This window comes from Algorimicrobium bowmanii, from assembly GCF_054031195.1.
In genome coordinates, this window is record NZ_CM132929.1 from 539,285 (window position 1) to 552,701 (window position 13,417).

A 13,417-nucleotide genomic window follows, 5' to 3' on the forward strand; every position below is an offset into this window, starting at 1 on the left:
ATTTGTTTTTATGAAAATGAAACTTGTTTTATACATGTGTTTGCTAACCATGTATGCTGTTCAAGCGCAGCGTATTGAGGTTTTGGAAACAGAAACAAGTTTGCCTATTCCGGGAGTTGTTATTTCTAATGGCGATACGTCGGTTATTTCCAATCTACATGGCGAAGCCGATTTAAGTGCTTTTTTTACGACAGATACTTTAGCATTTTATGCCGATGGATTTCATGTACTAAAATTAACTAGATCTCAAATATCTTCAGGTCAGGTGTTTTTAAAAGGTCGTATTGGTTTAGATGAGGTGGTTATTTCAGCCTCTAAATTCGAGCAAAGTAAGGGCGATATTCCTCAGAAAATTAATCATATTACTGCCAAAAACATTCAGTTTTACAATCCACAAACCAGTGCTGATTTATTACAAGAAACAGGCAATGTGTTTATTCAAAAAAGTCAGTTAGGAGGTGGGAGCCCTATGATTCGTGGGTTTTCAACCAATAGACTTTTAATAACGGTTGATGGAGTGCGAATGAACAATGCTATTTTTAGAAGCGGGAACCTTCAAAATGTTATTTCTATAGATCCACTAAGTATCCAAAATACCGAAATAACTTTAGGAGCCGGTTCTGTGGTTTATGGTAGCGACGCTATTGGTGGTGTGATGAGTTTTTATACCAAAAAGCCGCAATTATCTTATAAAAATCAATTGTATTTTAAAGGAAATGCTTTAGTACGATATGCCAGTGCTAATAATGAAAAAACAGGACATGTAGATTTAAATTTTGGTTTAAAAAAATGGGCTTTTTTTACCAGTTTTAGCTTTAGTGATTTTGGCGACTTACGAATGGGATCTCACGGTCCTACCGATTATTTGCGCACGGAATATGTAGAAACAAACCAAGGAGAAGATGTCACCGTGCCCAATAGCAATCCACTTATTCAAAAGCCTACAGGTTTCAATCAGCTTTATGCTATGCAAAAAGTACGCTACGAACCGAATGAAAATTGGCAACTAGATGCCGCAGCCTATTATTCTGAAACGTCTAATTATTCACGATATGATAGGTTAACGAATTATAAAGATGAAAGTTTGAAATCTGCCGAATGGTATTATGGACCTCAAAAATGGTTTATGACTAATTTGCAAGTCACACAGCTAAACCCACAGACATTTTTGTATGATAAGCTACAAACTACAATGGCGTATCAGTATTTTATGGAAAGTCGGCATGACCGCGATTATCAATCTGTTTTAAAAAGTAACCGTACCGAGAATGTGCATGCGTATTCTGCTAATATCGATTTGGAGAAACATCTAAGTGCTAAATCAACGTTGTTTTACGGGTTTGAATATGTGTATAATTTGGTGCATTCGGAGGCTAATGAAACCAATATTGCTACTGCTGCTGTGGAACCTGCTGTTAGTAGATATCCTAATGGCGCTACGTGGCAATCTGCAGCGGCTTATACCAGTTTAAAGTACAAGCCACATAACAAGCTGGTTTTTCAAACAGGTGTTCGGTATAGTCACGTGGATTCGGATGCCGATTTTACCGAGAACAATGCTTTTTTAAACTTACCATTTTCAGATGCTCAAATACATTCGGGAGCACTAACAGGAACGGCAGGGATTAGCTGGATGCCTTCAAAAGTGATTCAGTGGAAATTAAATGCGTCTACAGCATTTAGAGCACCAAATATTGATGATATGGGTAAGGTTTTCGATTCCGAGCCCGGTACTGTTGTAGTGCCAAATGCTCAAGTTAAACCGGAGTATGCTTATGGTGGCGAATTAGGTTTGCTCTTAAATTTTAATGATGTTGTTGTACTTGATTTGGCTACGTATTATACCTTTTTAGATGATGCTTTGGTGCGTCGTGGTTTTAATATTGATGGTCATTCCGAAATTTTATACGATGGTGAGCTGAGTAAGGTTGAGGCTATTCAAAATGCATCAAAAGCGCGAGTTTATGGTTTTGAAATGGGCTTGCAGGTTAACCTATCAAAATCTTTAAAATTTAGGGGGCAGTATAATGTTTCTGGCGGTTCGGAAACTAATTTAGGAATCGATTTACCAGTACGACATGTAACACCTAATTTTGGAAATGCTCATTTGGTATGGCAAAAAAAACGCTTAAAAATAGATGGGTTTGTAAACTTTAACGGCGAATTATCTTACCAGAATATGGCGCTATCTGAACGTGAAAAACCTTATCTGTACGCTAAAGATGAGCAAGGTAATCCTTATGCACCATCCTGGTACACCTTAAATTTAAGATCGCAATATCAATTGTATAACGGACTTCGTATAACGGCAGCTATAGAAAACATAACCGATCAGCGCTATAAAACGTATAGCTCAGGTATTGTGTCTCCTGGTAAAAATGTAGTGGTATCTCTAAATTATACCCTATAAAAAAAGCGACTACCTACTGGTAACCGCTTTAGTGTGCTTATTAAATTAATAGTTATTTTTTAATAGCCTTTTTAACCACTACTTGGTTGTTAGATAAAGTTACCCGAGCCAAATAAGAGGCATTACTTAAGTTCTGTAAGTTATAAACTTCTGTTTGTGAGTTCCCTTTAAACTGGTAAATACGGCGCCCTAATAAATCTATAATTTCAACCTCTTTAATAGTTAATGCGTTGTTGTCTATGCGGAACTGAACTTGATTGTCCGATAATTCAACAATGCTTAACGTATTACTATTTTCAGTGAAACTGTCTACCGATAGGGTGTTGTTTGTGTAAACAATTTCAAATCTATCGTTAATATTGCCGGCTACAGAAGTAAAGCTATAAGGAAGTAATTTTAAATTATGTGTTATGTTTAATAGATTATCTCTAAGGTAAACCGTTTGGTTATCCGCTTCAAATAAGCCGTCAACAGCTGCAATAGCAATTGTATGGCTTCCGGTATTTGCTACTTTAACACCTAAAGGAATTCTATCTGTCTCACTAAAAGGTAATTTGCGACCTTGAATAGTAAATGTTTTATTATTGATTAACGAATAAAAACTCTGATTGTCAGTTACCGCATCGTATAAACGATCGCGATCATCGGTAGCGTTAGTAATATACCCAACCATAATTCGTGTTGTAGAGTTGTCGGAAGCTACTAAATCTAACCAAATACGATGTTTTTCAGGTGTTTCATCTGTTCTGAAAAAATCAGAATTGTCATAGTTTTTACTTCGCATATTATTTCTAAACTCAATAGGCTGTGTTGTTGCTGGTCCGTCTAACATATTAACCATGAAACTTTGTCCGGCAGCAATTTTACCACCAAAAGTTGATGGTCCGCTTGATGAACCAGAAGCATTATAGGTTATATAATCGTTAGCAGAATAGTTAGATTGGAAATTAGCGTAAAAAGGATCCTCAACCGATGTTGAAGGTAAGTTTCCATGTGTCCATATGTTTACAAATCCATCCAATATGGTGCTATTGGTTGTGTTATCTAAAAAGCTAACAACATCTATGGCAGAAGGATATGGGTTTCCTACTAAATTCCAATTATCGTTTTCACTGGCGGTATTAGAGCCTCGTGAAACATCAATTGAAAATAAACCATTAAAAGGTTTCCCGTTATTAAAAGTGGCAGTAATAAGTGCGCTAGTTTCTGTGTATGTACCAGGACCTCTTACAATATAACCAACACCAGGCTGCATAGTTTCTCCTGCGGCTGCTACCCAATTTCCTTGTCCACCATTCGGGTTCGTTATAGTAGTATCCCAACGGTAAATTTTATGTGTAGGTGTATTACTCCCATAAACCGTATTTACTGGATAGCCTACAACAGGAGATGACCAATAAATATAATCTAATTGTCTGGTTTCAGCATTTCGTCTCACGGTTACATCGCCAGAATTCGTGTCTGTATCATTTACTTGTATCAGACTTCCTGAATCTTCAATTTCCAGATTTCCACCGGTTATAATTAGACCTTCATCAACAGTTATGGCCTCGTTTGTGTTAATAGTAATATCACTAGAAACTAAATTCAGATCTTCACCAATTGTAATATCTGTTGGGTGACCTAAAGTTTTTATACCACTACCCGAAATGGTTAGGTTTTTATATTCCGGAGCAAAATGTGTAATGTTTTGGTTTGCTCCTTGGTATTCTATGGTAGAATTATTAAGCAATGTAATTACAGGGTTATTAACATCGCTTATAGATGTGTTTGCAAGACCTGAAAAACCGTTGGTATTAGATTGTTTAAACGTACCTGTTCCAGTTACAGTAAAAGAACCGTTTGGTTGAAATTGAATAAAAGAATTTGCACCCGAACCATTTGCGATGGTTCCTACATTAGATCCGGAAACCACAATATTGGCATAGGCAGGTACCGGATTAGATAATCTAACAGATTCAAAGCCTCCGTCACTATTAAACTCAATAGTTGTATTAGGTGCAAAAGAATAATTTCCAGTAGCATCCGGTTTAGTTCCAGCTCCTGCCATAATAAATCGACCTTGATCTTCCATGATTAAATTTGTTCCAGACCCACCTAATGACCAGTTTTTAATATCTACAATAGCGTCTTCAGATATAGTAATGTTGTTGGAAACATTTGTACCACGACTAATACCTTTGTAGGTTGGTATTCCAGGAGGTAGTGGAGGTAATTCTGCTAAAATATTAGAGCCACTAAAGGATAAGTTGACATAATTAGGTACACCAGATAAAATTTGTGTATTATCTAGTCCTACGCCATTTAAATGCACAATTCCTCCCGTTAAATCATAATTACTATAATTTTGAAGCTGCGGTAAATAATCGGTTAGTTGATTAGAGGTTATTGTGCTAATGCGATATTCTCCATCAGACATTACTAATCTTCCGCTTCCATAGAAGTCTCCACTATTAGTTCCGATAACAATACCTTTTTGAATTTCTAATTTCCCGCCATTAGGATCTAAAGTTACTGCATTTGCAATACCAATATTATTGGTTAGACTTAGTGTTTTTGAGTTGTCAGAAAGATTCACATATACTAATTTTCCAGTGGATCCCGTTGAAATTCCGTCTCCTGTAACTTGGTTGTCTTTTCCTAAATAATGGAAACTAGCAGTTTGGTTAAAAGTTTTATTACTAACAGATAATTGCACATTACCTGCGTTGGCTGTGTTTTTTACTAAACCATCTAAATGAGTAATTTTTAAAATAGATCCTTCATTAGAGTTGAAAGTATTTGAACCATTGCCACCATTAGTAATTAATAGCGGTGTGGATGCATCTGCTGCCCAATTAAAATGAAACGAACCACCGTTCTCAACCGTAAATGTGGATGCGTTGTTTAGTTTTAGGTTGTTGTTTAATAATTGTACTTCGGCATTATTTTTTATATATGTATTTATGTTTTTGTAAGGTACTGTATCAGCCACATCAATATTTTGAAGTGTACTTCCTGTAAAAGCAATACCGCAATCTCCATCGGTACTTTGTATGGTTCCTGCTGTTCCTATTAGGTCACCTTCTAGATTAACTAATACTGTTGCTGCTCCAGCACTTTGTTGATTAATATCAATAATTCCACCATTAGCAATTAGATTCCCTTTTACGGTATGGTTTAGATTACTTGAGCCTACTGATCCAAATGAAAATTTATTTTGAAGAATTTCTACATGACCTTTAATTTCAATGTTTGCATTTTTGTCGGTTAAAACAACATTCTTTAAGAACGACCTATTATTTATGGTAAGGTTGTTACATAATTTATGAGTACCAATTTCTCCAACAATTGTAAAAGCCTTTTCGTCGTGTGTTGCGTTAAAATAAATATGTCCAAAATAATAACCATCAGAATTTAGACTAATTGCATTACTGTTGTCAATTAATCTTTCTTCTCCTGAACTAGAATCCCAATCCCAATCCTGAATTTCTAATGTGGATTCTGGATAGAAATTTTCGGTACCTTCCCACAACCCATCAGCATTATTTAATGTACCAGAGTTAATTACAAAAGTTCCTCCGTTTTCTACCGTTAACGTTCCTGTTGGGTCTATATCTACTGCAGGGGCTGAGGCTATAAATGTACCTCCATCTTTTACTAGAAGACTTCCAAAGGTACTGTTGTGTCCATCATCAAAAGAACCTCCATTTTCTACAACCATGGTGGTTCTAGGTGCAGGAGCAGCAAAAGAAGCTCTAGACGTTACGGTATGGCGTATAATTAATAGTTCGGTGGTGTTAGCAGCTGGTGTTGCAGGATTCCAACCAGTTGTAGATAATTTTTCCCAGGTTGCTGTACCGCTTGGCCAAGTACCGTTACTTGTGGTTCTGTAAGTTCCTACTGCAACATCTAAAATATCAAAATTAGTAGAGGTTGTTGTATTGCTAAACGCTAATCCTGAAGTTGTAGCTGTAAGGTTAATATTGGTTTGCGAAGTATTAAACTGCACATCCGAAATGGCTAAATCGCCATTGGTTAAACTGTATGGGGAAGAAGAAGTCATGCCAACTCCCGATGTAGTTAGTGTAATACTTAGAGAATCGTCTAAATCGATGTTTCCAAATTGATCGACTGCTGAAATGTTAAACGTATTTAAATTGGTGTTTACGCTTGTACTTGTTGGCTGCACTGTAAATGCAAGTCTATCTGCTGTAACATTTAAGCGGTTTCTGTTATTATTGCCAGTATCTGTTTCGGCACCACTTGCGTCAGCTGCTGCAAATGATGAACCACTTGCGTCTGCTGTGGCTGAAGTGACTTTAAATACTAATTTGGTATTATCAATGACCTGTGTTTCGTCTAGTGAAACTCTTAAATGGAATATTTGTTCATCATCGTCAGCTGCTGTTAATGACGCGTTATTCATTCCAGAGAATACCAACTCATTTCCAATTATAGAAGCTGTTGCAATTGTTGTTCCTCCAGTGGTTGTAAGTATGGCAGTTTTTATCATTGCCAATTGATCAGCGTTTGCTAAATCTTCAACTGTAAATGAGATATCTGTTAACTTGGTTTCAAAACCATCTGCATCAGGACCATCTACAATTTTAAGTTTCATAGGGATAAATTTCCCTGAGTTAGTTGAAGAACCGTCAATGAAATTAATATATTCTACAGTGCTATTGAACTCTGGAGAGCCAGTACTATAGGTTGTGTTGTCTATTATTGTTGATTGGTTACTATTAGTCCCATTACCTGCCACATCAAAGGTATAAGAACTTTCGTCTGCATCATCGTTATTTACCGTAATGGTAGCGGTGCGAGGGCTGGTTGTGTTAGGGTTAAAGGTAACCGTAAAGCTTGCCGAATTTCCCGGAGTTATTAAACCTAGAGTTGCACCACTAATTGCAAATTCTGTTGTATTGCTACTGGTTATACTTGTGATATCTAAATCTGCCGAACCGGTGTTGTGAATGGTAAAAGTATTTGGGTTTGTGCCACCTGCAACGGCTACGTTACCAAAATCGGTGTCGTCTGCTGTGTTTGGACTCGTTGCCCCGTTTACAATTTCAATACCGTTTCCTTGTATTTCTATTTCTGGTTCTGGGGTAACACAAGCTGTAATATTTAGAGATAAATCATCAACAGTCCATCCTGCAGCATGGCCTGCTCCCGTACCAGTTGTTGTATAATAAAATGCGAAATATACATTAGTACCTGTCACTGCTAAAACATCAGCAGATACTGAAGTTGTTGTGTTAGTTATGGTAATTCCAGGAACTGAAATCCAAGTAGCTGTATTTACATCAGTACTGGTATAATTACCATTAAAATTTGTAGAATATAAAATCTGTAGATTTGGTCCAGTATATGATTTGGATAATTCGAAATCTAAAGTGGCTGCACTGTTAGAGGACATGTCTACTGAAGCTGAAATTAAATAATCTTCTGCAGCTATATCACTTCCATAACCATTTATTGAAGCTCTTCCACTACTTATTATCCAATCTTTATCACCAGATATACTTACAGGTGTAAAAGTCCCAAAGTTTGAAAAAGTTTCATTGAAAGGAGTACTTGAAACCATATCATCATCACTTACACTTAAAGTGGTTTCGTTGACACTCCCTACAACTGCATTTGAACCACCGCTCACATTATCTAATTCAAAAGTATAATTAGTATCGTCACCACAGGCCGTATTATCTGTAATTGCTATAGAAATACATTGTTGCGCTGTACTATTTGCAGGAAATGTAATTCCTTGTGTCGTATAAGTTAGATGTGGTGTGTTTGCTGAAGTTAAAATAATATCTGCTGTTGTATTTGTAGAATATGGATTTGTAATATCTACACAAATATCTATGGCAGTTCCATTCTCGTTAATAGAATATGTTGAATTAGCGAAATTTAACTCTGTTGTTGGAGGTGGGTTAACCTCACCACTAACCGCCACAGTTGGCATAGTTGAAACTCCAGCAGTTAGGTTAGTCATCGTTATGTTTCCGGAATAGGATGCTATTGGCAAGCCGGAAACCAATCTGGTATAAATGGTATTGCTGCCATTTGCATCGGCTAGAGGAATATTAAGCGTTGAACTATAAGGACCGGCAGCTGTTCTAGAAATCTCAAAATTGGTAGGTGCTGTAATAGCAATACCTGCGGTTAACAATACGCCATTAATATCAAAACTTTGCTCAGCAGAAGGTCCTGTGCCCTCTACATAATCTAACCCTGTTAATGTGGTTGGACTGGCTGTGATATTTGGGCCTGTTGGAGAGCAATTCGCAGTATGAATACCTAAGTCGTCCCAATCATTTTGATTTTTTACAATCCATTCACTATCTATCGTGTTATTACCTGCTGATGCGGACCAATTTGTATTGGGAGTACAGATCGTGCTCTTTCTAACTAAAGTTTTATCTTTAGTTGCATTCCCTGTCCCTGCAACAGCCCACCCAGAACCTGGGTCTTGGCCCTCTACTCCAATAACATCGATTATAGTCATAGTTCCACTAATGTCTTTGGCAAGACCAATAGCGTCATCTCCATTCCAATTCGCATTACTATTAGTTAAATCTGCTGCAGCAAGAATAATAGCATCTGAAGAGGGGTTTGCTATAACGTATACGTCATTATTGATTAATGTTCCTGATAAACTTATTGGAGAACTTCCCCAATTACTTCCGTTACTTGTTTTATAAATTTGGTAATTTGATAAATCAATCGAGTTTCCGGTTCCATTGTAAATCTCTATATATTTATTATTACTAGACCCTTCAGCATATTCTGAAATAATGAGGTCTGTTGTTTGCCCAAACCCAGAGTATAGTGTACACAAAAAGATAAGAACAATTAGAGGGTAGTTTTGTTTCATTATTATAACTTGCTAGTATTGAGAAAATTAGGGACACAAATATAAACTAAAAACCCCAAAATACAATATGCTCTTGTTTATTTTGTATTAATAAATTGTTATTATCTTGCTCCCATGATAAAGCACCATAAAAGTTACACCGTTGAAGATGCCAAACGCCAGTTAGAGCGTTATTGCGCTTATCAAGAGCGTTGCCATAAGGAGGTAACCGATAAGCTTAAGCAAATGCAGATGATTCCGGAGGTTATAGATGTGGTTGTTGTACATTTATTAAACCATAATTTTTTAAACGAAACCCGTTTTGCGCAAACGTATGTGCGGGGGAAATTCAACATAAAAAAATGGGGGCGGCAGCGGTTGCGCTTAGAGCTAAAAAAACGCGATGTTAGTAAGTATAATATAGATTTGGCTATGAAAGAAATTTCGGATGCCGATTACTTGGCTACGTTTCATGAGTTAGCCGAGAAAAAACTAAAAACCATTACGGAAACCGATACATGGAAAAAACGTAAAAAACTAGCCAATTATTTATTGTATCGCGGTTGGGAAAGTCACATAGTTTACGATAAGGTTGCCGATTTAATACCATAAAAAAAGCCTTTTATAGCGTGCTATAAAAGGCTTTTTTGTAAATATGTTTAAAACTTATAGGTTAAAAGTAGCCCCTAAGTTAAGTGTAAACTGGTTGTTTAACTTTTCAGCTGGTGTTAAGCTATCGCTGTTGTATTTAGCAATAGGAAACTGTGCTTCTGTATACACACCAAATCCTGTAGTAAAGAAATAACGCGCACCAATATGGCCACCAAAATTCTTTAAACTAAAGTTTAAACCTGGGTATAAATCAAAGTTTTCATCAATATTAATAACATTTCCAATATTGGCATTAAAACGTGCTTTTAAGTCAAAACGATCTTCAAAACCTGCTTTTTCAGAAATTCTAACTCCACTATTGTAAACATCGTCTTTTAAACTACTTGAAACACCTAAAGCATAACTAGTTGTAACACCGATTGAGAAATTTTCTCCTAAACCGTAGTCGTAGCTTAAGTTTAATCCTGTGGCATGCGATTGAAAACTAGCACCTACTTGGAATTTTTGATCGCCTTTTCCTTTAAACGCTTGTGCATTTGCTAACGAAACGCTAAGTATTGCTACAAGAACCAATAATTTTTTCATGTTTTTAATTTTTTTAAAATTAGGGTGCAAATATATTAATTTATTTGAGTTTGCCTAATGGTAAAGTCTTTAAAATTAATGTCCTAGTTGGTCATTGGTGCTTTATTAACTAAAAGCCTTGTGTAGGCTGTGCTATTTTATGTTAGCCAGGTGGGTAATTAGGGTTTAGTTATGCTGCTTATGGGTACGAATAATGGCTTGCTTGTTTTTCCAATCTATCCACTTTTGGCCTTTAATACGGCGCATTAGGTTATCAAAATTACGCATAATTACAATGTTGTAAATAGCCTTTCCTAAGTTTTTAGGATTGCGGGCTATGGCACGTAAACTCATGGAGAAACCAGGTGTTAGGTATTTCATATAGTGCCAATAACCTTCAGGCATATATAAAATTTCACCATGTGATAATTGGGTTTTATAGCCTTTGGCATGTTTTAATGCGGGCCATTTTTCAAAATCGGGGTTCGAAAAATCAATATCCTCACGGGTTATTAAAGCATGTGGTACTTTGTATAAATGTTTATTTTGTTCCTGGTTGAAAAGGATAATTTCTTTTTCACCTTGAAAATGAAAATGAAAAATATTAGCCAGATCTATATCGTAATGCATAAAAGTATAGGAATCCTTACCGCCAAAAAATAACATAGGTAGGGTTTTCATAAGTTTTAAGCCAAAATCGGGATAGGAAAAATCCGATTGCAATTCCGGAACTTCTTTAAGAATATTCCATAGGAAAATGCGGTATTTGGTAGGTTCGGTTTTAAGCAAATCTATATACTCGGCCATTTTCATTTTGGCATGAGGCTCGTTAAAGCCATCTTTAAAATCTACGGGTCTATCATCATAAAGCGGTACCGTTTTGTTACCGGCTACCAATTTCATATAATCTAAATTCCATTTGGTATAAGCCGGCCAATCTTCTATAAACTGTTCAATAACCACAGGCTTCTGTGGCTTGAAATAATTTTTTATAAAATCCGCTTTCGTAATTGTTTTAACACGCGGAATGGGTTGTAGGTTCCATGTCAATGCTCAAAACTTTAGAACGTCAAAGTTAAGAAATTGTATACAAAGGAGCTTTATTTAAACCGATATTTTAAGCCGAATACAACAAGGCCTTTTACTGCAGGAACCAAATTGGTTTCGGTATAATTGGCTTGGAAAATATTATTGGCCGTTACCGAAAAATCAAAGGCTTTGTATTGGTAATTTACTTGCGCATCGTACACATTATAACTTTCGCCAACGGTACGTTGGGCATAGCGGTATACAATAGATTGGCTGAGGTTTTTGAAAAACTGACTCTTAAACGTGGCAACAAACTGATGTTTTAAGGAATTTACCGAGTAGCGCGAATAATTGGCAGAAACATCTTTTAAGTCTTCATCTAAATAGGTGTAGCCCAAACTAATATTTTGCATGAAGTTGGCTAAAAATACAGAGTAGCTGGTATTAGCTTCAAAACCAATAGTATTCAGTTCGGCTATGTTGGTAGCTTGCCATGGATCTGATTCGTTGGTTTTAATATAATCGATTAGTTTTTTGGAATCTCTATTGAAAAAAGCAGCTGAAATGCGGAATCCGTTCGTACTAAATTTAGCTCCTAGTTCTTCCGAAATAGCTTCTTCAGGATCTAGATTGGCATTTCCGAGTTCGGTAGGGCTGGAGTAATACAAATCGGTATAGGTTGGTACGCGGTACGTATAGCCTATGTTTCCATAAAGTTGAAAATTGTTGGACAGTTCATACCCAATATCAACACCTGGGAATGCGTGGAATTTAAAATCTGAAAAGTAACTAACTGCCACACCAGGTGTAACAGATAGGCGGCTGTTTAAGAAGGTAAAACGGTGTTCCAAAAATAAATTGGTGGTAAAGCGGTCGTGGTTTCCTAAGTTATTACTAGCAATGAAGGTTTGCGATATATCTACACCAAAACCGGTAACACCTAAAGCCGATTGTAAGGAAGCATTTACCTCGGCACCAATTTTGTTGGTGATATGTAAATTTCGGTATACCGAAGGATTATCGCGGATAAATACGTACATATCCTGATTTCTTCGCCAATAAATACGTGGCTTCCAGGTTATTTTGTCTGTTTTAATTTCTGTTGAAAAGCCTACTAAACTGGTTTGTGTTTCTTCGTATTGCTCGGTAGCAGTTGGTGAAGCATAAAAACCATTAGCACCAAAATTACGCTCTTGGTAGTTGGCGATAAATGAAATAGGCAGTTTGTTTTTATTGAAAATACTTTTTATAAAGTAATTCTGATTATCATAATCGGTATTGTAGCGATAACCATCTGATAGATTTCGCGACACGTGAATGATATGCGACGAGTTTTCTAGATTGCTACCAACTGTAACAGCAGCATTTTTCTGACCATAAGATCCACCTTGTACGCCAAGGGTAACCTTATTATCTGTTTGTTTTTTGGTAACAATATTTATGGCACCTGTAAAAGCATTTTGTCCAAATACACGAGCTGCGGGACCTTTTATAACCTCAATACGCTCAATAACCTCTAGTGGTAAAGCCATATTTAAAGTGTGGTGTCCGGTTTGTGCATCCTCTAGTTTCATACCATCAATAAGCAGTAGGGTCTGATCAAAACTTCCACCTCTAATGTATAAATCGGCTTGGGTACCATCGGCACCACGACGCCTAACATCTACACCTGCTACTTGCTGTAATAAGTCGGCCACATTGGTGGTAGCGCTATTTTTTATATCGCTACTAGTAATTATAGTTACGGTTCTGGAGTTTTCTTTAAAGGGTAAATCTATTCGGCTTGATGTGATTACAACCGAGTCTAATGCTTGTTGTGGAGATTCTTGAGCGGAAACAGATAAGCTGTAAAGCACTGTTAAAATTACGAGAGGAATAAATTTCATAATATGGACTATTCGTGTTTTTTAAGACGGCAAAAATCGTAACTTTCCGGATCATTAAACTAGTCCAGTTTTAAATCC

At 36.6% G+C, this 13,417-nt stretch carries 6 protein-coding genes; 2 read left to right on the plus strand and 4 right to left on the minus strand.

The features are described from left to right. The first annotated feature begins 10 nt into the window (after positions 1 to 10). On the plus strand, positions 11 to 2,410 hold the full coding sequence (locus ACW5R3_RS02410; RefSeq protein ID WP_456578029.1) for a TonB-dependent receptor plug domain-containing protein: 2,400 nt from the start codon (positions 11 to 13) through the stop codon (positions 2,408 to 2,410). Positions 2,411 to 2,462: 52 nt separating this feature from the next. Here the strand turns inward: ACW5R3_RS02410 and ACW5R3_RS02415 are convergent, their stop codons facing one another. Further along, entirely contained in the window at positions 2,463 to 9,269 is a 6,807-nt protein-coding gene (locus ACW5R3_RS02415; protein WP_456578030.1) for a choice-of-anchor D domain-containing protein, read from the minus strand. Between the two features lie 117 nt (positions 9,270 to 9,386). Between ACW5R3_RS02415 and ACW5R3_RS02420 the strand changes: the two genes are divergently transcribed. Next, complete coding sequence (locus ACW5R3_RS02420) at positions 9,387 to 9,860, plus strand: regulatory protein RecX (RefSeq protein WP_456578848.1); 474 nt, start codon at positions 9,387 to 9,389, stop codon at positions 9,858 to 9,860. Between the two features lie 54 nt (positions 9,861 to 9,914). On the opposite strand, the gene ACW5R3_RS02425 is transcribed toward ACW5R3_RS02420, so the two are convergent. From ACW5R3_RS02425 to ACW5R3_RS02435, 3 genes are all read right to left on the minus strand, one after another. After that, on the minus strand, positions 9,915 to 10,445 hold the full coding sequence (locus tag ACW5R3_RS02425; protein ID WP_456578031.1) for a DUF6646 family protein: 531 nt from the start codon (positions 10,443 to 10,445) through the stop codon (positions 9,915 to 9,917). A gap of 165 nt (positions 10,446 to 10,610) precedes the next feature. Next, complete coding sequence (locus ACW5R3_RS02430; RefSeq protein ID WP_456578032.1) at positions 10,611 to 11,474, minus strand: cupin-like domain-containing protein; 864 nt, start codon at positions 11,472 to 11,474, stop codon at positions 10,611 to 10,613. Between the two features lie 50 nt (positions 11,475 to 11,524). Beyond that, a complete protein-coding gene (locus tag ACW5R3_RS02435; protein WP_456578033.1) occupies positions 11,525 to 13,339 on the minus strand; it encodes a TonB-dependent receptor plug domain-containing protein in 1,815 nt (604 codons plus the stop codon). Between the last annotated feature and the right edge of the window lie 78 nt (positions 13,340 to 13,417).

Coding starts and splice junctions, on each gene's coding strand:
- ACW5R3_RS02415 (WP_456578030.1), bottom strand. CDS start 9,269: ATGAAACAAAACTACCCTCTAATTGTTCTTATCTTTTTGTGTACACTA.
- ACW5R3_RS02410 (WP_456578029.1), top strand. CDS start 11: ATGAAAATGAAACTTGTTTTATACATGTGTTTGCTAACCATGTATGCT.
- ACW5R3_RS02425 (WP_456578031.1), bottom strand. CDS start 10,445: ATGAAAAAATTATTGGTTCTTGTAGCAATACTTAGCGTTTCGTTAGCA.
- ACW5R3_RS02435 (WP_456578033.1), bottom strand. CDS start 13,339: ATGAAATTTATTCCTCTCGTAATTTTAACAGTGCTTTACAGCTTATCT.